Source organism: Phycicoccus sp. HDW14, from assembly GCF_011383005.1.
In the GTDB taxonomy this organism is placed as follows: Bacteria; Actinomycetota; Actinomycetes; order Actinomycetales; family Dermatophilaceae; genus Phycicoccus.
The window spans coordinates 3,007,598-3,031,148 of the sequence record NZ_CP049935.1; the positions used below are offsets into that span (position 1 = coordinate 3,007,598).

At 74.9% G+C, this 23,551-nt stretch carries 33 protein-coding genes and 3 pseudogenes; 16 read left to right on the plus strand and 20 right to left on the minus strand.

The features are described from left to right. Positions 1-54: 54 nt before the first annotated feature. Positions 55-711, minus strand: a complete 657-nt coding sequence (locus G7075_RS14775) for a hypothetical protein (protein WP_166122950.1) — start codon at positions 709-711, stop codon at positions 55-57. Between the two features lie 39 nt (positions 712-750). Here G7075_RS14775 and G7075_RS14780 point away from each other — a divergent pair, with 39 nt between their 5' ends. Beyond that, positions 751-930: a hypothetical protein gene (locus G7075_RS14780; RefSeq protein WP_166122952.1), complete on the plus strand. Its 180-nt coding sequence runs from the start codon at positions 751-753 to the stop codon at positions 928-930. Between the two features lie 77 nt (positions 931-1,007). On the opposite strand, the gene G7075_RS14785 is transcribed toward G7075_RS14780, so the two are convergent. The 7 genes and pseudogenes from G7075_RS14785 to G7075_RS14815 form a co-directional block, all read right to left on the minus strand. Beyond that, positions 1,008-1,445 carry a VOC family protein gene (locus G7075_RS14785; protein WP_166122954.1) on the minus strand — a complete coding sequence of 146 codons (438 nt, stop codon included), beginning with the start codon at positions 1,443-1,445 and terminating at the stop codon, positions 1,008-1,010. Further along, a complete protein-coding gene (locus G7075_RS14790; RefSeq protein ID WP_166122956.1) occupies positions 1,445-1,930 on the minus strand; it encodes an SRPBCC family protein in 486 nt (161 codons plus the stop codon). The genes G7075_RS14785 and G7075_RS14790 overlap by 1 nt, the downstream gene beginning before the upstream one ends. After that, complete coding sequence (locus G7075_RS14795) at positions 1,927-2,271, minus strand: helix-turn-helix transcriptional regulator (RefSeq protein WP_166122958.1); 345 nt, start codon at positions 2,269-2,271, stop codon at positions 1,927-1,929. Before G7075_RS14795 ends, G7075_RS14790 begins: the two co-directional genes overlap by 4 nt. Positions 2,272-2,413: 142 nt before the next feature. Beyond that, positions 2,414-3,040 (minus strand): hypothetical protein, encoded by a 627-nt coding sequence (locus G7075_RS14800; RefSeq protein ID WP_166122960.1) that lies wholly within the window; start codon positions 3,038-3,040, stop codon positions 2,414-2,416. Further along, positions 3,037-3,912 carry a dihydropteroate synthase gene (gene folP / locus G7075_RS14805; protein ID WP_166122962.1) on the minus strand — a complete coding sequence of 292 codons (876 nt, stop codon included), beginning with the start codon at positions 3,910-3,912 and terminating at the stop codon, positions 3,037-3,039. Before folP ends, G7075_RS14800 begins: the two co-directional genes overlap by 4 nt. A 205-nt stretch (positions 3,913-4,117) precedes the next feature. Further along, positions 4,118-4,849, minus strand: a pseudogene (locus G7075_RS14810) (glucosyl-3-phosphoglycerate synthase); the annotation flags it as partial. Continuing rightward, positions 4,731-5,345 carry a DoxX family protein gene (locus G7075_RS14815; protein ID WP_166122964.1) on the minus strand — a complete coding sequence of 205 codons (615 nt, stop codon included), beginning with the start codon at positions 5,343-5,345 and terminating at the stop codon, positions 4,731-4,733. The pseudogene G7075_RS14810 and the gene G7075_RS14815, both read right to left, overlap by 119 nt. 74 nt (positions 5,346-5,419) lie before the next feature. Here G7075_RS14815 and G7075_RS14820 point away from each other — a divergent pair, with 74 nt between their 5' ends. After that, on the plus strand, positions 5,420-6,160 hold the full coding sequence (locus G7075_RS14820; protein ID WP_166122966.1) for a hypothetical protein: 741 nt from the start codon (positions 5,420-5,422) through the stop codon (positions 6,158-6,160). Positions 6,161-6,175: 15 nt separating this feature from the next. Here G7075_RS14820 and G7075_RS14825 read toward each other — a convergent pair whose 3' ends face one another. Beyond that, positions 6,176-6,457, minus strand: a complete 282-nt coding sequence (locus tag G7075_RS14825) for a DUF427 domain-containing protein (RefSeq protein WP_166122968.1) — start codon at positions 6,455-6,457, stop codon at positions 6,176-6,178. A 128-nt stretch (positions 6,458-6,585) separates the two neighbouring features. Here G7075_RS14825 and G7075_RS14830 point away from each other — a divergent pair, with 128 nt between their 5' ends. Next, entirely contained in the window at positions 6,586-7,368 is a 783-nt protein-coding gene (locus G7075_RS14830; RefSeq protein ID WP_166122970.1) for an isocitrate lyase/phosphoenolpyruvate mutase family protein, read from the plus strand. Between the two features lie 150 nt (positions 7,369-7,518). On the opposite strand, the pseudogene G7075_RS22970 reads toward G7075_RS14830, so the two are convergent. From G7075_RS22970 to G7075_RS14845, 3 genes and pseudogenes are all read right to left on the minus strand, one after another. Next, positions 7,519-7,773 (minus strand): annotated as a pseudogene (locus G7075_RS22970) (putative quinol monooxygenase); the annotation flags it as partial. 30 nt (positions 7,774-7,803) lie between these two features. Then, a complete protein-coding gene (locus G7075_RS14840; RefSeq protein ID WP_166122972.1) occupies positions 7,804-8,295 on the minus strand; it encodes a polyketide cyclase in 492 nt (163 codons plus the stop codon). A gap of 33 nt (positions 8,296-8,328) precedes the next feature. Then, positions 8,329-9,264: an acyl-ACP desaturase gene (locus G7075_RS14845; RefSeq protein WP_166122974.1), complete on the minus strand. Its 936-nt coding sequence runs from the start codon at positions 9,262-9,264 to the stop codon at positions 8,329-8,331. A gap of 153 nt (positions 9,265-9,417) precedes the next feature. Between G7075_RS14845 and G7075_RS14850 the strand changes: the two genes are divergently transcribed. Next, complete coding sequence (locus G7075_RS14850; RefSeq protein ID WP_166122976.1) at positions 9,418-9,864, plus strand: PA2169 family four-helix-bundle protein; 447 nt, start codon at positions 9,418-9,420, stop codon at positions 9,862-9,864. 55 nt (positions 9,865-9,919) lie between these two features. On the opposite strand, the gene ribA is transcribed toward G7075_RS14850, so the two are convergent. From ribA to G7075_RS22980, 7 genes are all read right to left on the minus strand, one after another. Beyond that, the gene (gene ribA / locus G7075_RS14855) at positions 9,920-10,549 is read right to left on the minus strand and encodes a GTP cyclohydrolase II (RefSeq protein ID WP_166122978.1); all 630 of its coding nucleotides are present in this window, start codon (positions 10,547-10,549) and stop codon (positions 9,920-9,922) included. Continuing rightward, a complete protein-coding gene (locus G7075_RS14860) occupies positions 10,546-11,247 on the minus strand; it encodes a RibD family protein (RefSeq protein WP_166122980.1) in 702 nt (233 codons plus the stop codon). Before G7075_RS14860 ends, ribA begins: the two co-directional genes overlap by 4 nt. A 73-nt stretch (positions 11,248-11,320) precedes the next feature. Beyond that, a complete protein-coding gene (locus tag G7075_RS14865) occupies positions 11,321-12,163 on the minus strand; it encodes a lysylphosphatidylglycerol synthase domain-containing protein (RefSeq protein WP_166122982.1) in 843 nt (280 codons plus the stop codon). A gap of 21 nt (positions 12,164-12,184) precedes the next feature. Further along, entirely contained in the window at positions 12,185-13,267 is a 1,083-nt protein-coding gene (locus tag G7075_RS14870; RefSeq protein WP_166122984.1) for a glycosyltransferase family 4 protein, read from the minus strand. 5 nt (positions 13,268-13,272) lie between these two features. After that, positions 13,273-13,683: a 6-carboxytetrahydropterin synthase gene (locus G7075_RS14875; RefSeq protein ID WP_166122986.1), complete on the minus strand. Its 411-nt coding sequence runs from the start codon at positions 13,681-13,683 to the stop codon at positions 13,273-13,275. Positions 13,684-13,688: 5 nt separating this feature from the next. Then, complete coding sequence (locus G7075_RS22975; RefSeq protein WP_371814084.1) at positions 13,689-14,204, minus strand: hypothetical protein; 516 nt, start codon at positions 14,202-14,204, stop codon at positions 13,689-13,691. Next, positions 14,201-14,719, minus strand: a complete 519-nt coding sequence (locus tag G7075_RS22980) for a hypothetical protein (RefSeq protein WP_371814085.1) — start codon at positions 14,717-14,719, stop codon at positions 14,201-14,203. Before G7075_RS22980 ends, G7075_RS22975 begins: the two co-directional genes overlap by 4 nt. A gap of 145 nt (positions 14,720-14,864) precedes the next feature. Between G7075_RS22980 and G7075_RS14885 the strand changes: the two genes are divergently transcribed. The 7 genes from G7075_RS14885 to G7075_RS14915 all read left to right on the plus strand — a co-directional run bounded on the left by G7075_RS14885 (position 14,865) and on the right by G7075_RS14915 (position 19,124). Next, a complete protein-coding gene (locus G7075_RS14885; protein WP_256378033.1) occupies positions 14,865-16,304 on the plus strand; it encodes a CDP-alcohol phosphatidyltransferase family protein in 1,440 nt (479 codons plus the stop codon). After that, the gene (locus G7075_RS14890) at positions 16,205-16,495 is read left to right on the plus strand and encodes a hypothetical protein (RefSeq protein ID WP_166122990.1); all 291 of its coding nucleotides are present in this window, start codon (positions 16,205-16,207) and stop codon (positions 16,493-16,495) included. The genes G7075_RS14885 and G7075_RS14890 overlap by 100 nt, the downstream gene beginning before the upstream one ends. A 54-nt stretch (positions 16,496-16,549) precedes the next feature. Continuing rightward, positions 16,550-17,041 carry a hypothetical protein gene (locus tag G7075_RS14895; RefSeq protein WP_166122992.1) on the plus strand — a complete coding sequence of 164 codons (492 nt, stop codon included), beginning with the start codon at positions 16,550-16,552 and terminating at the stop codon, positions 17,039-17,041. Between the two features lie 40 nt (positions 17,042-17,081). After that, positions 17,082-17,480, plus strand: coding sequence for a hypothetical protein (locus tag G7075_RS14900; RefSeq protein WP_166122994.1), 399 nt, complete (start codon positions 17,082-17,084; stop codon positions 17,478-17,480). Beyond that, on the plus strand, positions 17,452-17,973 hold the full coding sequence (locus G7075_RS14905; RefSeq protein WP_371814086.1) for a sigma-70 family RNA polymerase sigma factor: 522 nt from the start codon (positions 17,452-17,454) through the stop codon (positions 17,971-17,973). The genes G7075_RS14900 and G7075_RS14905 overlap by 29 nt, the downstream gene beginning before the upstream one ends. 64 nt (positions 17,974-18,037) lie before the next feature. Next, on the plus strand, positions 18,038-18,748 hold the full coding sequence (locus G7075_RS14910; protein ID WP_166122996.1) for an anti-sigma factor: 711 nt from the start codon (positions 18,038-18,040) through the stop codon (positions 18,746-18,748). Between the two features lie 40 nt (positions 18,749-18,788). Then, entirely contained in the window at positions 18,789-19,124 is a 336-nt protein-coding gene (locus tag G7075_RS14915; protein WP_166122998.1) for a YdeI family protein, read from the plus strand. A 239-nt stretch (positions 19,125-19,363) separates the two neighbouring features. Here the strand turns inward: G7075_RS14915 and G7075_RS20370 are convergent, their stop codons facing one another. Continuing rightward, complete coding sequence (locus tag G7075_RS20370) at positions 19,364-19,558, minus strand: hypothetical protein (RefSeq protein WP_205860524.1); 195 nt, start codon at positions 19,556-19,558, stop codon at positions 19,364-19,366. A 39-nt stretch (positions 19,559-19,597) separates the two neighbouring features. Between G7075_RS20370 and G7075_RS14925 the strand changes: the two genes are divergently transcribed. The 5 genes and pseudogenes from G7075_RS14925 (at position 19,598) to G7075_RS14940 (ending at position 23,494) form a co-directional block, all read left to right on the plus strand. After that, positions 19,598-19,804, plus strand: coding sequence for a hypothetical protein (locus tag G7075_RS14925; RefSeq protein WP_166123000.1), 207 nt, complete (start codon positions 19,598-19,600; stop codon positions 19,802-19,804). 445 nt (positions 19,805-20,249) lie between these two features. Beyond that, positions 20,250-21,491 (plus strand): hypothetical protein, encoded by a 1,242-nt coding sequence (locus G7075_RS14930; protein ID WP_166123002.1) that lies wholly within the window; start codon positions 20,250-20,252, stop codon positions 21,489-21,491. Positions 21,492-21,546: 55 nt separating this feature from the next. Next, positions 21,547-21,792 (plus strand): annotated as a pseudogene (locus G7075_RS22985) (response regulator); the annotation flags it as partial. Positions 21,793-22,022: 230 nt separating this feature from the next. Then, entirely contained in the window at positions 22,023-22,190 is a 168-nt protein-coding gene (locus tag G7075_RS22990; protein ID WP_240918061.1) for a winged helix-turn-helix domain-containing protein, read from the plus strand. Continuing rightward, the gene (locus G7075_RS14940) at positions 22,187-23,494 is read left to right on the plus strand and encodes a histidine kinase dimerization/phospho-acceptor domain-containing protein (protein ID WP_166123005.1); all 1,308 of its coding nucleotides are present in this window, start codon (positions 22,187-22,189) and stop codon (positions 23,492-23,494) included. The genes G7075_RS22990 and G7075_RS14940 overlap by 4 nt, the downstream gene beginning before the upstream one ends. The last annotated feature ends 57 nt before the right edge of the window (positions 23,495-23,551 follow it).

Consider the following 23,551-nt stretch of genomic DNA (forward strand, 5'->3'; position numbering starts at 1 on the left):
CTGCGACGGGGGTTTCGTGACCGCCTCCGCGACGACCGGTCGTGGGGCGTGCCGTCAGGCCGTGGGTGGCGCGACCTCGACCTCGGGCCCGTAGGACCATCCGTCGGCGAGGGGGAGGGAGTCGCCGCTCCAGAAGCGGCCGGGGTCGTACCAGTTGGTCGGGACGTCGGGACGCAGGACGCCCATGTCCTCGAGCGTGGCGGCCACGACCTCGGCGCAGTAGGCGTCCTCGGGCCGCAGCCCCTTGCGGGCCAGGGCCTTCCGGGACAGGTGGGCATCACGTCCGCGCAGCCAGCGCCAGCCGAGCCGGACGGTCGAGGGGAAGGAGACGCCGTCGAGTCGGGCGACGGTGCGCAGGGCGGCGTCCTCCTGCTCGCGCCCGACGCCGGGCTCGAGCTGGCGCACCCAGGCGCGCTGGCCGTACCTCACCTGCCAGGTGCTGACGGCCTCGGCGAGGTCGTGCAGCTGCACCCCGCGGTGGTGGTCGCCGGTCCAGTGGTCGCGCATCGAGCGGCCGAGCTCGGCGTGCCACATGAGCGGCGGGAGGTCGTCGAGCACGAGGGACATCCCGACGTGGTTGACCGGCGCGTTGCTCGCGGTCTGGATGAGCCGGTCGGCGACGGTGCCGCCGCGGAAGATCCACAGGTCGCCGGTGCGGGCCGCGGCCACGGCGTCGTCGAACGGGACGGTGGTGGGTGCCGGGCGCGCCATGGGGCCAGTCTGCCGGGTGCCGCTCGCTAGGGTGGCGGCGTGGACCGCAACCGCAGGTGGAAGGTGCTCGGCCTGGCCGGGCTGGCCGGGGTCGTCGCCACCGGGGTGCTCGTCGCGCGGGACGAGCGTACCCGGCGGGCGTACTCGCCGGACGAGGTCCGCGACCGGCTCCAGCAGCGGCTCGACGAGGCCGAGCGGTCTGCCTCCGACGACAGGTAACCCCCGCCCCTCCCGCGAACGTGTGTGAACCCGCCGGTGTCCTCCGGCGGGTTCACACACGTTCGCGGTGGGGCGGCTCACGCCTGGTCGGCCCAGTCCCTGGCCCCGTCCGCTCGCCCGAGGAGCGGGTGCTCGGCGCGGGTCCGGATCTCCTGGACGGCCCACGAGTTGCCGTCGGGGTCGCGGAACCCGAAGAAGGTGCCGCCGTCGCGGGGGTCGATGACCTGCACCTCGTCGCAGTCGACCCCTCGGCCGACGAGCTCGGCGCGGGCGGCCGCGGCGTCCGCCACGACGAGCTGCACCCCGTGGAGGCTGCCCGGTGCCATCGCGTTCTGCGCCGGGAGGCTCCCCATGACGACCGAGCAGCCCGAGCCCGGCGGCGTCAGCTGGGCGACGTGCATGTGCTCGTTCTCGGTGTCGTGGTCGAGGTGGAAGCCGACCTGGTCGCGGTAGAAGGCGATCGAGCGGGCCAGGTCGGAGACCGGCACGACGACGACCTCGAGGGTCCAGTCCATCAGCGCACCTCCGCGCCCGCGAGGAGGGCCTCGAGCTTGTCGTAGCCCTCGACCATGCCGTGCTCCATGCCGGCCTCGACCATCGCGTCGCGCCCCTCGACGGTGCGGCCGATGCTGCGACCGTGCAGGCGGGTGCGGCCGTCGCCGAGGTCCTCGAAGTGGAGGAACTCGAGCGCCACCTCGTCGGGCATCCCGACGAACTCGAAGGTCTGGAGGATCAGCTCGTCCTCGCGCACGGTGTGGTAGACCCCGCGGAAGCCGAACTCCTCACCGGCCGCGTTGCGGTGGACGTACCGGTACCCGCCGCCGTCGGAGAAGTCCCAGTGCGGGACGTCCATCTCGTAGCCGCTGGGCCCCAGCCAGCGCTTGACCTTGTCGGGGTCGCGGTGGGCGTCGAACACCGCCGAGACCGGGGCGTCGAAGTCGCGGGTGAAGTCGATCCACGGCACGCCGGCCGGGACGTCGAGGCTGAGGGCGTTGCTCATCGTGCTGCTCCTCCGGTGTCATCACGCGGCTCGGCGAGCAGCGCGTCGAGGCGACGGAACGACTGCTCGTGGGCGAGCCGGTAGCCGTCGATCCACGCCGTGAGCCGCTCGAGGGCCTCCGGCGCCAGGTGGACGGGGCGGCGCTGGGCCTCCCGTCCCTTGGTGACCAGGCCCGCGTGCTCGAGGACCTGGATGTGCTTCGAGACCGCCTGGAGGCTGATCGCGAAGGGCTCGGCGAGCTCGTTGACGGTGGCCGGCCCGCGGCTGAGCCGGGCGATGATCGCCCGGCGCACGGGGTCCGCCAGGGCCGTGAAGCCCCGGTCCACCAGCTCGTCGTCCATGGCTGAACTCAACCATACGGTTGATCAACCGTCAAGATGAATACAGAGGTGTTCTTCGCGAATGTGTGTGAACGCGCCGGGGTCTCCCGGCGTGTTCACACACATTCGCGGGAGATGCGGGGGGCTGGGCGGGGCGGGGGGCTCAGGAGGAGGTGAGGGTGGCGACGACGTGGAGGACGCCGAACGGGTCCTCGGCGTGGACGTCAACCGCCTCGAGCCCGGGACGGCCCCGAAGCGCCGCGGCCGCGACCTGCAGCGGCGCCCGGCCGTGGACGAGCAGGTCGGCACACAGCTGCGGGTCGAGGGCGAGCAGCGCGTCCGGGTCGGCCGTCCGCAGCGCCGCCAGCAGCGCGTCGTCGACCGCGAAGGCCCGCTCGTCGAGGTGCCCGGGCGCCTTCTCGCCCCGGCGCGCGCTGCCGTCGGCGACGACCACGAGCATGGAGCCGGCGGAGCTGCGCGCGAGCTGCTCGCCGAGCGCCCGGCAGTCGGCGGTCGGTGCGTCCCACGCGACGGCCACGACCGCGTCGACCGACACCCCGGCCAGCCCCGCAAGGTGCGCACCCACCCGCTGCCCCAGGGGCGGACGAGTCCCCCGCTGCTCGCGGTCGGTGGCGACGACGAGGACGACCCCGCGCGTGCCGTCCGCCGCGGCGGCGTCGCGGACAGCGGCCACCGCCCGAGCGCGCAGGTCGGCGGCGGCGTCGGTGCGCCCGGTGTACTCGGGCAGCAGGAACGGGGCGCTGGGCACGACGACGACCGACCGGCTCACGCGAGCCCCCGGACGGTGCGGGCCGGCGGCAGGTCACCGGCGACGACGGACACGAGGTCGAGCACCTGCCGGGTCTCGACGACCTCGTGCACCCGGTAGACCTGCGCCCCGTGCCACGCGCACAGGGCGGTCGCGGCCAGGGTCCCCGTCAGACGCTCGCCGACGGGCAGGTCGAGGGACTCGCCGACGAAGTCCTTGTTGGACAACGAGACCAGCACCGGCCAGCCCAACGAGGTCAGCTCGTCGAGCCGTCGCGTGACCTCGAGGGAGTGCCAGGTGTTCTTGCCGAAGTCGTGTGCGGGGTCGATGACCACCCGCTCGCGCTCGACGCCCATCGCCACGGCTCGTTCGGCCTGGCGCAGCAGCGAGGTCCGCACGTCGTCGACGACGTCGTCGTACTCGATGCGGTGCGGTCGGGTGCGGGGCGTGACCCCGCCGGTGTGGGTGCAGACCAGTGAGGCGCCGAACTCGGCTGCGACGGTGGGCAGCTCGGGGTCTGCGCCGCCCCAGGCATCGTTGATGAGGTCGGCACCGACCGCGCAGACGGCCCGCGCGACCTCGCTGCGCCAGGTGTCGACGCTGATGACGAGGTCGGGGTGCTCGGACCGGACGCGCTCGACGAACCCGACGACCCGCCGCTTCTCCTCCTCGGCGTCGATCTCGGCACCGGGTGCGGCCTTGATGCCGCCGATGTCGACGAGGTCGGCGCCCTGCTCGACGACCATCCGGACCCGCTCCAGCGCGGCGTCCTCCGCCCAGCTGACTCCCTTGTCGTAGAACGAGTCCGGGGTGCGGTTGACGATGGCCATCACGAGCCGGGCGCTCGGCGCGAACTCCCGGCGCCCGAGGCGCAGCACACCGCCCCGGCTCATCGCCGCGCTCCCGCGCGATCGGCGTAGCCCTCGACCGACAGGGCCGGCGGGCGCTCGGCGAGGTCGACCCGCCGGGGTCGGGGCACGAACCCCTCCGGCCCGCGGTCGTACTGCGTGAGGACGGCACCCTCCCGGCGCGGACCGGCCCCCGGTGAAGGCGGGCCTCGACGGCGGCGAGCACCTGCACGGCCATCGGCCCGAGGGTGTCGTGGCGGTGGTGACGGTGCGTGCGCCGGCCGAGGTCGACCTGGGCGATGGCCTCCGGGCCGAGCAGGTCGGCGGTGTCGACGAGCGCGGCGATCTCGACCCCGTAGCCGACCGGCACCGAGAAGCGCTCGAAGGCGGAGCGTCGCACGGCCCACTCCCCTGCGAGGGGCTGCACGAGGCCCGCGAGGTCGGGGCGGTGCAGCGCCAGGAGCGGCCGGGCCACGAGCTCGGTGACCCGCCCGCCGGTCTCGGCCTCGTGCCCGTCGGCGTCGAGCAGCGGCCGGTCGTACACGGCCTTGACGAGCGCGACGTCCGGGTCGGTGAGCAGCGGTCCGAGCAGGCCGGTGACGAAGTGCGGACCCCACTCGATGAGGTCGGCGTCGAGGAAGACGAGCACGTCCCCGGTGCTCACGTGCAGGGCCTTCCAGAGCGCCTCGCCCTTGCCCCTGGCCGGGCCCAGCCCCGGCAGCACCGACGCGGCGGCGTGCACCGTGGCCCCGGCGGCCCGCGCCACCTCGGCGGTGCGGTCGGTGGAGTCGGAGTCGATGACGACGAGCTCGTCGACGAGCGGCACCTCCTCGACCCAGGCCCGTCGCACACCGGCCACGACGTCACCGACCGTGGCCTCCTCGTCGCGCGCCGGGACGACGACGGTGACCGTCGTGCCGCCCTTGGCCGCGAGGAGCTCCTCGGGCGCCGGCGTACGGCCGGCGACGGCGCGGACCGGCATCAGGCCTCGTCGGGCACGGGTCGGCGGAACACGGCGAGCAGCCCCCGGCGGCCAGCAGCCCGCCGACGGCCGCGACCAGGCCCCAGACCGGACCCGACAGCGGAAGACCGAGGACCTCGTCGAGCGACCAGGCGCCCGGGCCCGTGACGGCCAGCGCGACGGCGGCCATCGCGACGAGCAGGACGTACTCCCAGCCGCCCTTGAAGACGAAGTAGCCCTTGCCCCGGTGGTCGGTGAGCGCGGCGACCGCCATCAGCCCGACGAACGCCGCCGACGCGAGGCCGGTGAGCAGGCCGAGGGTGACGAGCGCGCCGGCGACCAGCTCGGTGCCGGCCGCGAGGCGCGCGTGCAGCCGGCCCGGTCGCAGCCCGAGCGACTCGAACCAGCCCGCCGTGCCGGTGAGGCCCCCTCCGCCCCAGACCTTGTTCGCGCCGTGCAGCACGAGCATCGGCCCCAGCGCCAGGCGCAGCACGAGCATCCCGAGGTCGAGGTCCATCCCCAACTCTAGGTGGCCCCGTGCGCGGTCCGTTCCCCACGGGGCCGCACCCTCGACAGCGCTAGCGTGAACCCATGGACGCGGCGCGAGCACCCCGGGCGGAGCGCGCCCCGGGCCGCACGCTCGACCGGCTCCAGGCCGGCCCCGTCATCGACACCGTCGAGCGGCTGCACCGCCGCATCGACGCCCGGTTCGCGACCCGCGGGCTGAGCGACGTCGCCGCCGAGCTCACCGTGCTGGCCCGTGACGTCGCCGAGGGCTCGGGCGCCATCCGCGGCCGACTGCGGGTCACCCGGCTGCTGTCGCGGGTGCTCGTCGGGGCCGTCGTGGTCGCGGCGGTCGTCACGCTCTGGGTCGCGCTGCGGGACGCGGTGTCCGGGGGCCCGGACCGCGGCTTCGAGTGGCTGCCGCTCATCGAGAGCGCCGTCAACGACCTCGTCTTCACGGCCATCGCCGTCTGGTTCCTCGTCGCCCTGCCCTCGCGGCTCGAGCGCGGGCGGCTGCTGGGGCTGCTGCACCGCCTCCGGTCGCTGGCGCACATCATCGACATGCACCAGCTGACCAAGGACCCCGAGCGGCTGCGCGAGGGCTACGAGAGCACCGCGCAGTCGGTCGACCCCGGCCTCGGGCGCGCGGCGATGGAGCACTACCTCGACTACTGCTCCGAGCTGCTCAGCCTCGTCGGCAAGACCGCCGCGCTGTGCGCCGAGGAGTCGCGCGACGACGTGGTGCTGGCCACCGTCGCGACCGTCGAGCGGTTGACCACGGAGATGTCGAGCAAGATCTGGCAGAAGATCTCGCTGCTGCCGGACTGACCGGGCGCGGAGGCGTCAGGCGGTGACCTCGACGCCCTTCCAGAAGGCGTAGCGCCCGGTGATCTCGCGGGCGGCGTCCTTGGGCTCCGGGTAGTACCAGGCGGCGTCGGCGTTGACCTGACCGTCGACCTCGATGCCGTTGTAGCTCGCCGTTCCCTTCCACGGGCACACCGTGTGGGTGTCGGACGGGCGGAGCAGGTCCTCGCGGACCGAGTCCGCGGGGAAGTAGTGGTTGCCCTCGACGACGACCGTGTCGTCGCTCTCGGCGACGACGACGCCGTTCCAGATGGCCTTCATGTCTGCTCCTCACGTGGTGTCCGCACTGACTCCGGGGCAACACCGGCGATGAGCGCCGTCTTCCCGCCGCGTCGGACGTCGCAGGTCAGGGGGTTGTCGTGGGAGGCGGCCCGGGTGACGATGACCGGATGACCCAGGACACCGCCACCCTCGCCTCCGGGCTCCTCGCGCTGCACCGCGCCCCCGAGCTGCTCACCGTCGTCAACGTCTGGGACGTCGTGAGCGCCCGCGTCGTCGCCGACGTGCCGGGCACCACCGCGCTGGCCACGGCCTCGCACTCCATCGCGGCCTCCGCCGGCTACGAGGACGGCGAGAACATCCCCGTCGACGAGATGCTCGCCGCCGTCGGGCGGATCGTGCGGGCCACCGACCTGCCCGTCACCGCCGACCTCGAGTCCGGCTACGGCGACCCGGGCGGCACGGTCCGCCGGGCCATCGACCTCGGCGTGGTCGGCGCCAACATCGAGGACGGGATGCGCCCGCTCGCCGACTCGGTGCGCGCCGTCGAGGCCGTGATGGAGGCCGCCCGCGACGCCGGCGTGCCCGACTTCTGCCTCAACGCGCGCACCGACGCCTTCGTCCGGGACGAGGGGCGCTCGCCCGAGGAGTGCCTCGAGGTCGCCGTCGAGCGGGGCCGGGCCTACCTCGAGGCGGGCGCGCCGATGGTCTTCGTCCCGCGCGCGTCGGAGCGCTCCCACGTCGAGGCGCTCGTCGAGGCCTTCGGGCCCCAGCGGCTGACGCTCATCGGCGTCCCGGGCACGCTCCCGCTGGCCGACCTCGAGGCGCTGGGGGTCGCCCGGGTGTCGTACGGGCCGTGGTCGCAGCGGGTGGCGCTCACCGCGCTGCAGCAGCTCGTCGAGGGCGTCCACGAGGGCCACGGGCTGCCCGAGGGCACCCGGCCGCTCAACTGAGGGGCGCCGGCGTCCGGCGGGTGCTCAGCCCTCGACCACGGGGACGAGCGGGTGGATGGCGATGTCCCCCGCGAGCGCTCCGTCGGCGGCGGCCATCGCGGCGGCGATGTGCGGCGTCCCCATGTGGGCGTCGAGTGCGGCCTGGTCGGTCCAGCGCTCGACCGTGACGAAGACCCCTGGCGCGGAGGCGGACTCGTACAGGTCGTAGGCGAGGCAGCCGTCCTCCTGCCGGGTCGCGTCGACGAGCGTCTCGAGCGCGGCGCGGATGGCGTCGACGTGCTCGGGGCGGCGGGGATGGTGGCGACGACGTGCAGCTCGCTCATGGTGGACCTCTCTGTCCTGGGGGGACCTCAGGGTAGGCGGGCGGGAGCCCCGTCGGACCTCTCCGGACCGATGGGGACGGATCGGGACCGATGGGGACGGAGGACGTCGGCGTCAGCCGCGCTCGGCGAGCTCCTTGAAGGTCAGCAGCTGGCGGCGGGCCATGACGAGGTCGCCGACCGACACAAGGGGGGCGAGCACCCGCCCGCGCCCCATGACGACCTTGAGCAGCAGGCGGGTCGAGTCACCGTGGGGCTCGAGCCGGTAGGACATCAGCGCCCCGAGGATGCGTCCGGTCAGCTCGCGCCCGGGGTCGACGGCGAGGACCTCGCCCACCGGACGGCCGGCCGTGCGGGTGAACGGCTCGCCGACCTGCGGTGGGTCGAGGCCGAGCAGCGTCCGGGGAGAACGGCGTCCGAGGTTGTCGACCCAGTCGTAGGAGTACGGCGCCACCCGGATCTGCCCCACCCACGGCCACACCCGCTCCGGCGGTGCGGCCACGGTCACCCCGCGCCAGGCCGACAGCACCGGCGCCTCGAGCAGCGCGTCACACCCGAAGCGCAGCGCCACCTCGGCATCGGTCACGCCCCAGCGGTCGCCGATCACCGGCCCATCGTCGCAGCAGCAGCGCGGCGGTGCTCAGGCGTTCTGCCGGGCGGCGAGCTTGGCGGCGCGTGCCTCGCGCTTCTCGACGAACCGGGTCGCCTCGGCGTCCAGCGCCCCGACGGCCGTGGCCAGCTCGTCGCGCGCCTGCTCGCCGTCGGCGTCGAGCCCCTCGAGGTCCCAGATGCCCCACTGCCGCAGGATCGGCGCGACGATGTCGTCGTGGTGGATCCGCAGGTCGTAGATGCCGGCCATCGCCATCTGCACGGCCTTACGACCGAAGCCCGGGATGATCGACCCGGGCATCTGGAACTCCTTGACCTCGTCGGTGATCGCCCGCATCGTCTGGTTCGGCGACAGCTCGAGGGCGGCCTGGATGAGGTTGCGGTAGAAGATCATGTGGAGGTTCTCGTCCTTGGCCACCCGGGTCAGGAGCTTCTCCGCGATCGGCTCGTCGGCGTAGCGCCCCGTGTTGCGGTGCGACACCCGCGTGGCCAGCTCCTGGAACGTCACGTACGCGCAGACGCTGAGCAGCGACTTGTCGCCGGAGTCGTAGCCGGTCGTCATCGTGTCCATCCGGGCCCGCTCGAGCTCGTCGGGGTCGACGCCACGCGTCACGAGGAGGTAGTCGCGGATGCAGAAGGCGTGCCGGCCCTCCTCGGCGGTCCAGCGGTTGACCCACTCGCCCCAGGCGCTCTCGCGGCCGAAGGCCCGGTCGATCTCGCGGTGGTAGCTCGGGAGGTTGTCCTCGGTGAGGAGGTTGACCTCGAGCGCGGTGCGCGCGATCGGTGACAGCTGGCTCTGGTCGACCGACCAGGGCTCGCCGCCGAGCTCCTTGAAGTCGCGCCCGAGCGACCACGGCACGTACTCGTGCGGCATCCACTCCTGCGCGACGCCGATGTGCCGGTTGAGGTTCTCCTCGACGACGGGCTCGAGGGCGGCGAGCAGCTGGGTGGTGTCGAGCGTGGCCATGGGTCCTCCTCGTCCGGCGAACGCGGGGAGCCGCGCCCTGACCCCTGCCTACACCACCGCGCCCCACGCGGCCAGAGGGAGCGACGTGTCGGATGGAGGGGGAAGTGGGTAGGGGTGGTCGACCGATGATCCCCACCGAAGGAGAACACCACCATGTCCGCAGACGAGAAGGTCGCCAAGGAGCTCGTGGAGACGCTGAAGGACGGCCGCAAGGGCTTCGCCTCCGCCGCGGAGAAGCTGCAGGACGGCGAGCGCTCCGACGCGGCCGCCGTCTTCCAGCGCCTCTCCGAGCAGCGCGCCGGCTTCGCCCGCGACATCGTCGCGCTGGGGCACGACTACGGCGACGACGTCGACGAGTCCGGCACGGCCACCGCGGCCCTGCACCGGGGCTGGATCGCCCTCAAGGACGCCCTGACCGGCGACGACGCCTCGGGGGTGCTCGGGGCGGCCGCGACCGGCGAGGACCACGCCGTCTCCGAGTACGAGAAGGCCCTGGAGGAGGACGACCTGAGCGACGGCTTCCGGGCCGTCGTCCAGCAGCAGCACGCGGACGTCGTGGCCGCGCGCGACGAGGTCAAGGCCCTGCAGCACAGCGCCTGAGCGACGCAGCACGGCGGAGGGGCGGCACCCAAGCGGGTGCCGCCCCATCGCGGCCTCAGGTCTCCAGGACCGGGAGGGCGAGGGCGTGCGCGCCCCGGCCGGCCTTGGCGGCGAGGTAGCGCGCGTTGTCCTCGGTGAGGTGCACCCCGGTCGGCACGCGCCGGACCACCTCGACACCGGCCGCCACGAGCTGGTCGGCCTTGTCCGGGTTGTTGCCCAGCAGCGCGAGCGAGCGCACGCCGAGGGCGTCGAGCATCTGGACCGCGACGGTGTAGTCGCGCTCGTCGGCCCCGTGCCCGAGCGCGGTGTTCGCGTCGTAGGTGTCGAGCCCGAGGTCCTGCAGCACGTAGGCGTCGAGCTTGTTGTAGAGCCCGATGCCCCGGCCCTCCTGGCGCAGGTAGAGCAGCCACCCACCCTCCGCCGTGATGCGCAGGAGGGACTCGGCGAGCTGGGGCCCGCAGTCGCAGCGCCGGCTGCCGAAGGCGTCACCGGTGAGGCACTCGCTGTGCAGGCGGACGAGCGGCGGGTGCGACCCCGCGGGACCGAGCCCGAGGGCGACGTGCTCGCGGCCGTCGACGAGCCCGTGGAAGGACACCATCCGGGCCACCGTCGTCGAGCCGTCGTCGAGCGCGAGCGGCAGGGCCACCTCCGCGCGGACGTGGGCCCGGGGCACCTGGGTCGTCACGACACCACCTCCTGCTGCTCACAGCGGTCCGACAGGGCGTAGCGGGCGAGGACGATGTCGCCGACCGGGCGCGCGTCGAGCAGCCGGGCGCGGTGGGCGCCCTGCCACGGGAAGGAACCGTCGTCGGTGAACCGCGGTGCGGCGCAGTCGCCCACGAAGACCGGGGCGATGGCGAGGTGCAGCTCGTCGGCGAGGCCCCCGAGCAGGAACTGGGTGTGCACCGCCCGGCCGCCCTCGACGAGCAGGCGCGCGACGCCGCGCTCGTCGAGGGCCCGGGCGACCCCCTCCATCGTGGGTTCGGCGCCGCCGTCGACGAGGGTGCCCAGGCCGCCGAGGCGACGGCGCGCCCGGGCCAGGGCGCCGGTGGCGCAGACGACGACCTTCTCACCACCGGTCGTGAAGAAGGGCGAGGTGGGGTCGAGGTCGCCCGAGGTGGTGACCGTGACCTTGAGCGGGGCCTCCGGCCGCCCCGCCGCCGTGCGCGCCGCGCGTCGCTGCGCACTGCGGACGAGGAGCCGGGGTCGGTCGGCGCGGACCGTGCCGGCGCCGACGAGCACGGCGTCGCTGCGGGCGCGGACCTCGTCGACGCGGTCCAGGTCCTCGGGTCCGGACAGCACGAGCCGCGGGCCACCGGCCGAGTCGAGGTAGCCGTCGAGGGACACGCAGGCGCTGAGGACGACGTACGGGCGGCCGCTCACGTCACCGCCTCCTCGCGCACCGGCGCCGGCCGACGCACGAGCACCACGAGGCCGGGCAGCGCGGCGACGAAGGTCAGCACGCCGTAGGTGGTCGCCACGGTGACCCCGGTGCCCGCCCGAGGCCGGCCGCCCCGAACACCACGGCGGCCGCACCCTCGCGTGGACCCCAGCCCGCGAGGTTGGCCGGCACGGTCGAGGCGAGGAGCACGGCGGCGAGGAGGGGCAGCGCGGTGGCCGGCGGGGTGTCGACGGCGACGGCGGCCAGGGCGGTGGCCAGGACCAGCAGGTGGCCGGCGACGGCGAGGACCGACAGGGCTCCGGCCGTGACGAGGGCACCCGACCGCCGCAGCGCGCGGGCCTCCTCGACGAGCACGCCCGCCCCTCGTCCCGTCCGACGGCGGAGCAGCACGGCCGTCAGCGTGCCGATGACGAGGAGGGCCACGACCGACACCGCGGTCCACCCCCGGACGGACCCCGGCAGGGCACCCGGGACGACCAGCACGACGGCGGCCGAGACGGCGACGAGCGCGGCGAACCCGATCGACCTCTCCCACAGGACGGCCCGGGCCGCCGGACCACGCGCGCCGAGGGCCTCGCCGTGGCGCCACGCGCGGTCGACGTCGCCCAGCACCCCGCCGGGCAGCGTGACGTCGAGCAGCTGGGAGCGGAAGCAGGCCGCGAGCGCGGTCCGCGGTTCCAGCGGCAGGTCGAGGGCCCGCGCGACGACCGTCCAGCGCCGGGCGCAGCAGGCGGTGACGGCGGACTCGACGACGAGCGCGACGACCACGGCGGAGACGGTCGAGTGGGTCAGCGCCTCCCGGAAGGGGCCGGTGCCGACCCGGGACACGACGAGGACGAGCACGCCCACGGCCAGGGCGGGCCGGAGCGTGCGCGCGAGCGCGGGAGGCAGCACCACCGTCGCAGCCCTTTCGTCGTCCTACCCGGACACCACGGCGGTGGGGGCCTCGCGGTTCACCCGGGCCGAGGCCAGGGCGTCGGCGACGGCCCGGGCCGTGGCGTCCCAGCCGTCGAGGTGCTCGCGCCGCACGGCCGCGGCGGCGCGCAGCCGATCGCGCAGACCGGCATCGGTCAGCCAGTCGCGGAGGGTTGCGGCGAGGGCATCGGGGTCGCCGGGCGGGACGAGGGCTCCGGGCACCCGGCCGTCGGGGGTCCGGCCGACCGCCTCGGGCACGCCGCCGACCGTGCTCGCCACGACCGGCACGGCCCGGGCCAGCGCCTCCGTGAGGGCCATCCCGTACACCTCGTGCCTCGTCGGCAGGACGAGGAGGTCGGTGGCCGCGAGGGCGGCGGCGACCCCGGTCCGGTCGAGGGCCCCGGCGAGGCGCACCCGCCCGTCGAGGCCGTTCTCCCGCAACGCCTCCCGCACGCCGGCGACGAACGCGGCGTCGCGCCCCAGCGGTCCGACGACCCGGCAGGTCCACGGGAGGTCGGTGAGCGTCGCGAGGGCGGCCACGAGGACGTCCTGGCCCTTCGCGGGGACGACCGCCGCGACGCAGGTGAGCCGCGTGCCGTCACCGGGCGCGGTGGCCGGCGCCGTGCGGACAGCCGGTGGGGCGGCGTCCACCGCCAGTCCCGGGTGCACCCGCTCGAGCCACCGTCGCGACCACTCGCTCGTCGTGACGACCCCGGCCGCGGCCCGGAGCAGCCGGCGCTCCCGGGCGAGGACCTCCGGGGAGTCGTCGACGACCGAGGTCGGGAGGTGCAGTAGCGGGACGACGGCCAGCCGGTCGTGCTCGCGCTCGAGGACCCCTGCGGCGTCGGCGAGGAGCAGCCCGTCGACGACGACGACCTCGCCGTCGGCCCGGGCGGTGAGCAGGGCCGCGAGGTCCTCGGCCTGCTCTCCGGCGGAACGGCCCCGAGCGGCCACCCGGTGCCGGTGCACCTCGTGCCCCGCCCGCGCCAGGGCGTGCGCGAGCTCGAGGTCGTAGACGTTGCCCCCGCTCGGCTCGCCGGGGTCGTCGACCTCGGCGGGCACGACGAGGTGGACGGCAGCCGACATCGCGGTCACGGACCGACCCCGAGCGTCCGCCGGTACCCCGCGGCCGCCACCGGCGACTCCCGGAGCGTGACGTCGAGCTCGCGCAGGTGCTCCGTCGACGACCCGAGCGCACCGGCCCGGATGCGCCCCGCCAGCCGGTCGGCCACGGTGCGGGCCAGCACCTCGGTGGTCGTCAGCACGCCGGCGAACGCGGGGTCGTCGTCGAGGTTGCGGTGGTCGAGGTCGCCGAGCACCGCCCGCAGGGCGCGGGCCAGTGCCCCGATGTCGGCGACCACGCCGTGCTCGTCGAGGTCGTCGGCGATCAGCGAGGCGTCCACGGCGTAGGTCGCACCGTGCACCCGCTGGGCCGGCCCGAAGAACGGGTCGGGGAGGCTGTGGGCGACCATCGTGTGGTCGGAGACGGTCAGGGTGAACACGGGCGTCACGTCCTCGGGTCGTGGCGGGCGGCGTCGCCGCCGGCAGGACCGGCGGCCGGGCTGACGGCGTGGTCGATGGTGTGGCACAGGCCGTCCAGCGTGCCGTCGGCGAGGGCGGCCACCAGCGCGGGCAGCTCGTCGAGCGTCGACTCCCCGGTGAGCAGGACGTCGAACGCCTCGTCGTGCAGCAGGTCGAGCGCGAGGGCCATCCGGCCGGCGTGGTCCCAGCGCGGGCGGGCAGCCGGCGGGATGGTGCCGACCTGACTGGCGCGCAGGCGGATCCGACGCGAGTGGAACGCACCGCCGAGCGGCAGGGCGACCGGCGCGTCGCCGTGCCAGCTGGCCTCGACGACCGTGGCGTCGGTCGCGGCCAGCTCGAGGCACTGCCGCAGCCCGTCGGCGGTGCCGCTCGTGTGGATGACGAGGTCCTGCTCGGCCGGGGCGTCGGCGGGCCGGGCGAACCGCACGCCGAGCGCCGCCGCCACCTCCGCACGGCGCGCGTCGACGTCGACGAGCGTCACGTCCGCTCCGGCGAGGCCGCGGAGCAGGGCGACGACGGCGCACCCGACCATCCCCCGCCGACCACGGTGACGCGGTCGCCGACCATCGGGGCGGCATCCCAGAGCACGGTGACGGCCGTCTCGACCGTGCCCGCCAGCACCGCCCGGCGGGTCGGGACCCCGTCGGGAACGGGCGTGACGGCCGCGGAGGGCACGACGAAAACGTCCTGGTGCGGGTGGAGGACGAAGACGCGGCGCCCGAGCAGGTCATCAGGCCCGGCTTCGACCACCCCCACGACGAGGTACCCGTACTTGACGGGCCACGGGAAGTCGCCGACCTGGAAGGGGGCCCGCATCCGCTCGCGCTCCGACGCCGGTACCGCCCCCCGGGCGACGAGGGCCTCGGTCCCGCGGCTCAGGGCGGAGACGAGGGTGCGCACCCGGACCTCGTCGGGGCCGGGGTCGGGCAGCACCTCGCACCGCAGCTCGCCGGTGCCGCGGCCGGTCAGCCAGAAGGCCCGCGCCTCGACGCCCACGCGGGTCTCCTCTCGACGACGTGGCCGGCCGTGGTCCGGCGGTGAACCGAGGGGGCGGCGCCACCGTGTCACCGGGTGGAGCGATGTCCTCACCCACCACCACGGAGGAAAGGTGCGTCCGGTTCACCTCGGCCCCGCGAACCTCGTGACGTCCGTGCGCGCCCTGCTCACCGGGGTCGTCGCGGTGCTCGTGGGGCTCGACCTGCTCTCGGCCTCACCTCCGCCGCGCCAGGTCCTCGTCACCGTGGCCGCCGTGGCCCTCGTGCTCGACGGGGTCGACGGCGCCGTGGCCCGGCGCACCGGCACCGTCAGCGCCTTCGGCGCACGCTTCGACGCCGAGACCGATGCGGTGCTCGTGCTGGTCCTCGCGGTCCTGGCCGCCGCGGACGTCGGCGCGTGGGTGCTGCTCATCGGCCTGGCCCGTTACTTCCTGCTCGGCGCGCAGGCGCTCGTCCCCCGGCTCCGGGCGCCGGTGCGGCCGCGCTACTGGCGCAAGGTGGTCGCCGTCGTGCAGGTGCTCGCCCTGCTCGTGGCGGTGGCCGGGGTCGTGCCCCACGCCGTCGCGGTGGCGGTGCTCGGCGCGGCCCTGTCCCTGCTCGCCGCGTCCTTCGGCACGGAGGCTCTCGAGCGCCTCGGTGCCGGCCCGCCGGGCGCCGGACGCCGGGAGCCGTCGGTCGCGGGGTCGGTGCTGGCCCTCGCCGTCACCTGGGCCGCGCTCGTCGCACCGGCCGCACTCGGGACCTCCGGCAGCGTCGTGCGCTGGTCGTGGGCGGCGACGGGCATCCCGCTGGAGGCCGTGCTCCTCGTCCTGCTCGCCCTCGCGCTGCCCCGCCGGGCCGGGCGGGCGGTGGCCCTCGTCGGGGGCCTCTGCTGCGGGCTCCTGCTCGTCCTGCTCGCGCTCGACACCGGCTTCCCGCTGGTGCTCGACCGGCCCTTCGACGTGCTCGGGGACTGGTCCTACCTCGGGTCGGCGGTCGGCGTCGTCGCCGACACGCACGGGTCCGTCGTCGCCGGGCTGGTCGCCGCCGGGTCGGTGCTGGCCGCGGTCGGGGTCGTCGTCGCCGTGGGCCTCGCGTTCCGGCGCCTGGCGTCCGACGTCGCCCGGCGCCGTTCCGCCGCAACCCCTCTCGTCGTGGCAGTCACCAGCGTGGCCCTCGTCTCCGGAGGGGTCGTCACCACCTCCGGCCCTCACCGCCCCCTCGTGTCGGCCCCCACCGCGACCTACCTCGCCGACCGGGCCGAGGCCGTGCGCGCCGCCCTCGCCGACCCCGCGGCCTTCGGGAGGGTCCTGGCCGACGACCCCCGGGCCGCCACCCCGACCGACCGACTCCTCGCCGGCCTCCGGGGCCACGACGTCGTCGTCGTCTTCGTCGAGAGCTACGGGCGGGTCGCGCTCGACGACCCCTCGATGTCCCGCGTCGTGGCCCCGGCCCTGGTCGACGGCGAGCGGGACCTGTCCGCGGCCGGGTACTCGGTGCGCAGCGGGTGGCTCACCTCGCCGACCTTCGGGGCGGCAGCTGGCTGGCCCACTCGACCCTCGAGTCCGGCGCCTGGGTCGACGGCCAGCGCCGCTACGAGCAGCTGACCTCGTCGGGTCGGCTCACCCTGACCCGGGCGTTCGGCCGGGCCGGCTGGCGCACCGTCATCGCCTCGCCGGCGACGACCCGCGACTGGCCCGAGGGTCGCGGCCTCTACGGCGTGGACGACCTCCAGGACGGCCGCACCAACGGGTACGCCGGCCCGTCCTTCGGGTACGCGACCACGCCCGACCAGTAAACGCTCTCCCACCTCGCGCGCACCGAGCTGACCGCCGGCCCCCGTCCGCGCGTCATGGCCGAGGTCGACCTCGTCTCGAGCCACCACCCGTGGACCCCTGTGCCGCAGACGGTTCCGTGGGACGAGGTCGGTGACGGCTCGGTGTTCGCCGGGCAGGACACCACGGTTCACGACGTCCTCGGCGACGCGACCAGCGCGCGCCAGGCGTACGCGCGCTCCGTCGCCTACAGCCTGCGCACCGTCGGCTCGTGGCCGGCGACCGTGCCTGACGACGACCTCGTGCTCCTCGTCCTCGGCGACCACCAGCCGCACCACCTCGTCAGCGGCCCCGACCCGGGCCGCGACGTCCCGGTGAGCATCGTGACCCGCGACCCCGCCGTCCTCGCCGCCGTCGCCCCGTGGGGCTGGACCCCGGGCTGCGCCCTGCCGCGGACGCCCCGACGTGGCGGATGGATGCCGTGCGCGACCGGCTGCTCGACGCGTTCGCTGGCCGTCCGCCGGCGACCGGGTGAACCGCAGCGCCCCTCCCGCCGTGTCACCGGGTGAGGCACCCGACCGGCGGGCGCCCCGGGGACGGGAGAGGACCATGACGGCACGCACGGTCGGCGCCGTGGCGGCGGTGGTGTCCGCCGCCATCCACCTCTGGCTCTGGGTCGACGGGGTCAAGGAGCAGGGCGTCGTCGGCGCGCTGTTCCTCGTCAACGTCGTCGCCGGGGTCGCCATCGCGGTCGTGCTGCTGCGCTCGAGCAGCTGGCTGCCGCTCCTCCTGCTCGGTGGCTTCGGCGCCAGCACGCTCGGTGCGTTCGTCATCGCCTCGACCGTGGGGCTGTTCGGCATCCACACCACCTGGAGCGGGGTCGCGGTCTGGGGGGCGACGGTCTCCGAGGTCGCCTGCGTCGTCACGGCGCTGCTGGCGGCGTCGCGGGAGGGCTTCCTCCCGCGCGGAGGGGTCCATCATGGACAGCGGGCCGGGTCGGCCGGGTGACGACGACGCACACCGGACCCGCCCGCACGAGGCCGTGAACGGGAGCGCCGTGGCCCACGACCAGGACGAGCTGATGCGTGCGCTGCACGACGAGCACGCCCGCGCGCTCTGGGGGTACTGCCTGCGCCTCGTCGAGCACGACCACGCCCGGGCCCACGACATCACCCAGGAGACGCTGCTGCGCGCGTGGCAGCACCCGGAGGTGCTCGGCCGCACCCCGGACCACGTGCGGGGATGGCTCTTCACCGTCGCGCGCAACATCGTCATCGACGAGTGGCGCCACCGTCGGATCCGGCCCGAGACGCTCACCGACGAGCTGCCCGAGCGCGGCGGCGACCAGGACCAGGTCGACACCCTGCTCCAGACCTGGGTCGTCGGCGAGGCGATGGCCCGGCTCTCCGAGGACCACCGCGAGGTCCTGCGCGAGTGCTACCTCCAGGGCCGCTCGGTCGCCGACGCCGCGCGCCGGCTCGGCATCCCGAGGGCACGGTGAAGTCACGCACGCACTACGCGATGCGGGCCCTGCGGCTCGCGCTGGAGGAGATGGGGGTGACCGGATGAGCTCCACCGACCGGTTCGCCCACGACGACGCGGCGTACGTGCTCGGTGCCCTCGGCCCGGCCGAGCGGCGGGCCTTCGAGGAGCACCTGACCGGCTGCGCCGAGTGCACCCGACGGGTCAGCGACATCGCCGGGCTGCCGGGGCTGCTCGGCCGGCTCGACGACTCCGCCTTCGTCACGCCCCAGGATCCCCCGCCGGTGCCCGACACCCTGCTGCCCGGCCTCCTGCGGGAGGTCCGGGGCCGGCGCCGGCGGGGCCTGCTCGTCGTGGCCGCCGCGGTGGCCGCGGTGGCGGCGGTGGCCGTCGTCGCGGCCGTGCTCGGGTGGAGGGTGCTCGCGCCGGGGTCGGACCCCGCACCGGCTCCGTCCGTCGCGGCCGCCCCCGTCCCGACGCGCACGATGGCCCCGGTGGACCAGCAGCGGGTCACCGCCACGGTCTCGCTCCAGCAGGTGGCGTGGGGCACGAGGCTGCGGGTCGCGTGCACCTACACCGGCGGCGGCTGGGCCGAGGAGGGCACGACGCCGTCCTACGCCCTCGTCGTGCGCACCCGCGACGGCTCGCGCCAGCAGGTGTCGACCTGGCGGGCCGTGCCGGGGCGCACGACCGTCCTCGACGCCGGCACCGACGCGACGCCCGCCGACATCACCGCCATCGACGTCGTCGTCACGGGTACCGACCGCACCCTGCTCACCTGGACGGCCGGCTGAGCGCGGGGCCGTCGTCGGTGGCCGCGGGTAGCGTGCCGGCATGCCGGACGAGCTCGAGGTCGTGTCCTTCGCGACGACCGAGGAGCTCTGGGCCTGGCTCGCGGTGCACCACACGGACCACCCGGGCGTCCGGGTGCGGCTGCAGAAGGTGTCGAGCCCCGTGCCGTCGGTCGGCTTCCACGACCTGCTCGAGGCGGGCATCGCCTTCGGCTGGAGCGAGAGCACCCGGCGGGCCGGCGACGAGCGCTCCTACCTCCAGCGGTTCACGCCGCGCAGGGCCAGGGGCACCACATCGGCCCGCAACCTCGCCATCGCCGAGCGGCTGGAGTCCGACGGCCGGATGACACCCGCCGGCCGCCGCGTCCTCGGCCGCTGACCCGTCAGGCCGGACGCCGCGAGAGCGGCCGAGCGGGGTGCGCCCCCGCGGAAGCGACGTCGGCACGCAGGGTGCTCGGTCGCGGTCGTTCCAGGGTGCGCCGTGCGATGCGCTGCGCGAGAACCAGGGTCGCGTACATACGTCCACTCCTAGCGACGAGGACCGGCCGACCGGGGCCGTGCCTCAGTGAACCGCGCGGACGCGCCCGAGGGAAGTCAGCGGCGCTGATCTGCTGGTCATCAACGGCTATCACCGTCGGTGTCCGGGAGGGGAAGACGCGCGAGCATGTGCTGGAGCAGCTCGCCCGCCGGCGCCGAGAGCGTCCCGGCGACCCACGCCAACGCCGTGTAGCTGACGGGCCGGTCGACGATGGGGACGAACTGGATCCCGGGCCGGTCGTAGAGGCGGGTGAGCGACGAGGTCGTGAAGCCCACGAGGCCGCCACCTTCGAGGCCGAGTTCCAGGCCGTCGCGATGGGCCGCGGCCTGTCGATCGTGCCGGAGAGCGCCTCGAGGTACTTCGCCCGGCCGGGCATCCACTTCACCCCGATCGGCGCCCTGCCCCTGTGCGAGGTCGCGGTCGTCTGGCGCGTCGGGAGCACCGCCGCCGCCGTGAACTTCGCGCGGACAGCGGTCCGGATCGTCAAGGAGGGCGACAAGCAGACCCGCGCGCGGCGCTGACTCGCGTCCGGTCGGGCCGCTGTCGCCCAGGGCGGGAGTTCGCACGAGCAGCTCCGAGGTCCGGACAGAGCAGGACCCCGGCAGCGTCTCCGCCGGCCGGGGCCCGTCCTACTGTCTCAACACAGTGCGCGCCCGAAGGGATTCGAACCCCTAACCTTCTGATCCGTAGCCCCAATCCGACCCTGAAACGGCCCGACCGGCCTCGACCGATGGCGACTCATTCTCCGGCGTTTCCGCAGGTCAGAGGTCATGGGGCACCTCCGTTCGGCTTGAGCCGCATCGTTACGGGATCGAGACTGCGGACGAATTTTGGGGCCCATTTTGGGCCCATCGTCGGCTGCCACCCTCATCTCCTTCTGGCTCGGTCTACATGGGCCGGCAGCACCACCCGGACGAACCGGCCACCCTAAGTCCCGGCTAAGTCGGCCACGGTCCACTGGTAGTCATGGAGACAACGACCACCCGGCCGAGCACGCTCGCGCCCTTCCTCAACAAGGTCCCGGCGATCACGGCGACCTTCTGGATGATCAAGATCCTCTCGACGACCATCGGGGAGACGTTCGCCGACTTCCTCGCCGTACAGGTCGGCCTCGGGACCGCCCTGACCGACGGGGCGATGCTCACCGTCCTCGCGGTCACCCTCGTCGCGCAGCTGCGCACCCGCCGCTACGTCCCGTGGCTGTACTGGCTGACCGTGGTCCTCGTGAGCATCGTCGGCACCCAGATCACCGACTTCTTCACCGACCAGCTCGGCGTCAGCCTCTACGTGAGCACCGGCGTCTTCGCGGTCGTCCTGGCCGTCGTCTTCGTGATCTGGTGGTCCGAGGAGCGCACCCTCGCGATCACGGCCATCGACACCCCCCGCCGGGAGCGCTTCTACTGGGGCGCCATCCTCGTGACCTTCGCACTCGGCACCGCCGGCGGCGACCTGGCGACCGAGGCCCTCTCGCTCGGCTTCCGCAACGGTGCACTGATCTTCGGCGGGCTCATCCTCGCCGCCTGGGCCGCCCGCAGGGCAGGAGCCGACGCCGTCGCGGTCTTCTGGGTGGCGTACGTGCTCACCCGGCCGCTGGGCGCCTCGCTCGGCGACCTCCTCACCCAGGAGCGCGGCTACGGCGGGCTCGGCCTCGGCGCCAGCACCACGAGCCTGCTCTTCCTCGCGGTGATCGTCGCCCTCGTGACGCGTGAGCAGCTCAACGTCAACCGGCACGGCATCCGCACCAAGGGCGAGCCCCACCCGGTCAGCGCCGTCCGCGACTCCGCCTGGGCGGCCGGCGGCGCTGCGGCCGTCGCGCTCGCGGCCGTGGCGCTGACCCCCTCCGCGCCCACGGCCGCCGCCGCCTCGGGCACGGCGCGCCCCGCGGTGACGGCCACGGGCATCGAGGCGGACACGACCTCCCCGCTCGGCGACCTCACCAACTTCGCGGTCATCGTCGACGACGTCTCCTCGAAGGTCTCGGCGGGCGACCAGCCGGCCGCCACCACCCGGGTCAAGGACCTCGAGGTCGCCTGGGACGACGCCGAGGCCGCCATCAAGCCGAGCTCGCCCGGCGACTGGCACACGATGGACTCCGCCATCGACGAGACCCTGACCGCCCTGCGCGCGAGTGCGCCGACCCCGCAGGCGAGCGGCGCGGCGCTGAAGCACCTGCAGGGTGTCATCGCCACACTGGAGAAGAAGAAGTAACCCCACCACCGAGGGAGCGCCGGCCATGAGGGTCCTGCTCGTCGAGGACGACCCGATGGTCGGCGCCGCCCTCGTGGGCCGGCTGGAGGACGAGGCGTACGCCGCCGACTGGGTCCGCGACGCCGCGAGCGGCCTGGTCAGCGCGCAGTCCCACGACTACGACGTCGTCCTGCTGGACCTCGGGCTCCCCGACCTCGACGGCACCGAGTTCCTCGGGCGCCTGCGCCGGTCCGGCAACCGAGTACCGGTCATCGTCGTCACCGCCCGCGACGAAACCGCCGCCCGGGTCACGAGCCTGGACGGCGGAGCCGACGACTACATCGTCAAGCCCTTCGAGACCGCCGAGCTGCTGGCCCGGATGCGTGCCGTGCTGCGTCGCGGCAGCGACGCCACCGAGGCCGTGCTGCGGGGTGGCCACCTCACGCTCGACCTGTCCCGGCACCTCGTCGTGCTCGAGGACGGCGTCGAGATTCCCCTCGCCAGAAGGGAGTTCGCCGTCCTCCGGGCGCTGATGAGCCGCCCGGGGCCATCCTGTCGCGCGAGGAGCTCGAGCACAGGGTCTACGGCTGGGGTCGCGAGGTCGAGTCCAACGCCGTCGAGTACGCCATCCACGGCCTGCGCGCCAAGCTCGGGTCGACCGCCATCCGCAACATCCGCGGCGTGGGCTGGACCGTGCCGCGCGACCCGGCCCCCTCATGAACCGCGCCTCGCTCCTCGGGCGCGCCTCGGTCGTGACGAGCGGCTCGCTCGGGGCCCGGCTCTCCCGGGTACTGGTGGCCACCGCCCTGGTCGTGGCCGGCATCGCCGGGGTGTGGTCCTACCAGTCGGCCTCCGCCCGCGCGCGCGACCTCCAGGACGACGTCCTCGTCCAGGTCGCGGGCCTCGCGGCCTCGGCCGGACCCGGTCGCCTCAGCACCGACACCGCACCCCTGTCGAGCACGGCGGCCGACATCGACGTCGGTCCGCTCGACGGGTCCGGGCTGACCGCGACCACACCGGACGGCCTGCGCACCATCACCGTTGGGGGCACGACCCTCCGGGCCGCCGTCGCGCGCGGCCCCGACGGCACGGCCGTGGTGGCGACCCAGACGGTCGCCGTCCGGGACCGGCTCGCCCGGGACGCCGCGCTCTCCTCGGTGCTGCCCCTGCTCGTCCTCATCCCCCTGCTCACCGGGGCGATCGTCCTGGTCGTCCGCGCGGTCCTCGCTCCCGTGGGCGAGCTGGCCGAGGAGGTCAGCCACCGCGACGCCTCGGACCTCAGCCCCGTCGACGAGACCCGGGCTCCCGGAGAGCTCCGGGGCTTCATCACCGCCCTCAACGAGCAGGCCGGCAGGGCCGCCGGCGCCGTGGCGCACGAGCGGCGGTTCATCGCGCAGGCAGCCCACGAGCTCCGTACACCCCTCACGGCCATGACCGTGCAGCTCGAGCGGGCCCGCGCCGCCCGCACGAGCACGGACGTCGACGCCCGGCTGGCCGACCTCCACACCGGGATGGCGCGCTCGCGCCACCTGGTCGACCAGCTCCTCGACCTCGCCCGTGCGCAGGTCGACGACGGTGCAGGGCACCGCGCCGAGGCCTTCGACGGTCTGCTGCGTGCCGTGGTCGCCGAGGTGTTGCCGCAGGCCGACGCCGCGGCGGTCGAGATCGCCGTCGAGTCGGGCGCCGACGAGCGCGCGCTCGTCCCCGTGGCCGCGACGGCGTCGGCGCTGCGGAACGTCCTCGATAATGCCGTCCGGTACGGCGCGTCCGGCGGTGTCGTCGCCATCGCGACGCGGCGGGACGGCGAGGACCTCGTGGTGACCGTGGACGACGCCGGTCCCGGGATGGGTGATGTCGAGGCCCTCCTGGCCCGTTCGTGCGCGGGCCGGACACCGGCATCGCGGGCACCGGGCTCGGCCTGGCCATCGTCACCGAACAGCTGCGCCGTGTCGGGGGGTCGCTGCACCTCGGGCCGACCGTCAGATTCCCCACCGGCACGCGCGCCGAGCTCCGTCTCCCGGTGACGCGCGGCACGGTGACGGCGCCGCGCGCCTGACCCGCCCGGCTCGGCTCCGGCTCCG

What these genes read in the sequence shown, in the direction of transcription:
- G7075_RS14775 (WP_166122950.1), bottom strand. Translation starts at nt 711, where the DNA reads ATGGCGCGCCCGGCACCCACCACCGTCCCGTTCGACGACGCCGTGGCC.
- G7075_RS14785 (WP_166122954.1), bottom strand. Translation starts at nt 1,445, where the DNA reads ATGGACTGGACCCTCGAGGTCGTCGTCGTGCCGGTCTCCGACCTGGCC.
- G7075_RS14790 (WP_166122956.1), bottom strand. Translation starts at nt 1,930, where the DNA reads ATGAGCAACGCCCTCAGCCTCGACGTCCCGGCCGGCGTGCCGTGGATC.
- G7075_RS14795 (WP_166122958.1), bottom strand. Translation starts at nt 2,271, where the DNA reads ATGGACGACGAGCTGGTGGACCGGGGCTTCACGGCCCTGGCGGACCCC.
- folP (WP_166122962.1), bottom strand. Translation starts at nt 3,912, where the DNA reads ATGAGCCGGGGCGGTGTGCTGCGCCTCGGGCGCCGGGAGTTCGCGCCG.
- G7075_RS14815 (WP_166122964.1), bottom strand. Translation starts at nt 5,345, where the DNA reads ATGGACCTCGACCTCGGGATGCTCGTGCTGCGCCTGGCGCTGGGGCCG.
- G7075_RS14820 (WP_166122966.1), top strand. Translation starts at nt 5,420, where the DNA reads ATGGACGCGGCGCGAGCACCCCGGGCGGAGCGCGCCCCGGGCCGCACG.
- G7075_RS14825 (WP_166122968.1), bottom strand. Translation starts at nt 6,457, where the DNA reads ATGAAGGCCATCTGGAACGGCGTCGTCGTCGCCGAGAGCGACGACACG.
- G7075_RS14830 (WP_166122970.1), top strand. Translation starts at nt 6,586, where the DNA reads ATGACCCAGGACACCGCCACCCTCGCCTCCGGGCTCCTCGCGCTGCAC.
- G7075_RS14845 (WP_166122974.1), bottom strand. Translation starts at nt 9,264, where the DNA reads ATGGCCACGCTCGACACCACCCAGCTGCTCGCCGCCCTCGAGCCCGTC.
- G7075_RS14850 (WP_166122976.1), top strand. Translation starts at nt 9,418, where the DNA reads ATGTCCGCAGACGAGAAGGTCGCCAAGGAGCTCGTGGAGACGCTGAAG.
- G7075_RS14870 (WP_166122984.1), bottom strand. Translation starts at nt 13,267, where the DNA reads ATGTCGGCTGCCGTCCACCTCGTCGTGCCCGCCGAGGTCGACGACCCC.
- G7075_RS14895 (WP_166122992.1), top strand. Translation starts at nt 16,550, where the DNA reads ATGGCCGAGGTCGACCTCGTCTCGAGCCACCACCCGTGGACCCCTGTG.
- G7075_RS14900 (WP_166122994.1), top strand. Translation starts at nt 17,082, where the DNA reads ATGACGGCACGCACGGTCGGCGCCGTGGCGGCGGTGGTGTCCGCCGCC.
- G7075_RS14905 (WP_371814086.1), top strand. Translation starts at nt 17,452, where the DNA reads ATGGACAGCGGGCCGGGTCGGCCGGGTGACGACGACGCACACCGGACC.
- G7075_RS14910 (WP_166122996.1), top strand. Translation starts at nt 18,038, where the DNA reads ATGAGCTCCACCGACCGGTTCGCCCACGACGACGCGGCGTACGTGCTC.
- G7075_RS14915 (WP_166122998.1), top strand. Translation starts at nt 18,789, where the DNA reads ATGCCGGACGAGCTCGAGGTCGTGTCCTTCGCGACGACCGAGGAGCTC.
- G7075_RS14925 (WP_166123000.1), top strand. Translation starts at nt 19,598, where the DNA reads ATGGGCCGCGGCCTGTCGATCGTGCCGGAGAGCGCCTCGAGGTACTTC.
- G7075_RS14930 (WP_166123002.1), top strand. Translation starts at nt 20,250, where the DNA reads ATGGAGACAACGACCACCCGGCCGAGCACGCTCGCGCCCTTCCTCAAC.
- G7075_RS14940 (WP_166123005.1), top strand. Translation starts at nt 22,187, where the DNA reads ATGAACCGCGCCTCGCTCCTCGGGCGCGCCTCGGTCGTGACGAGCGGC.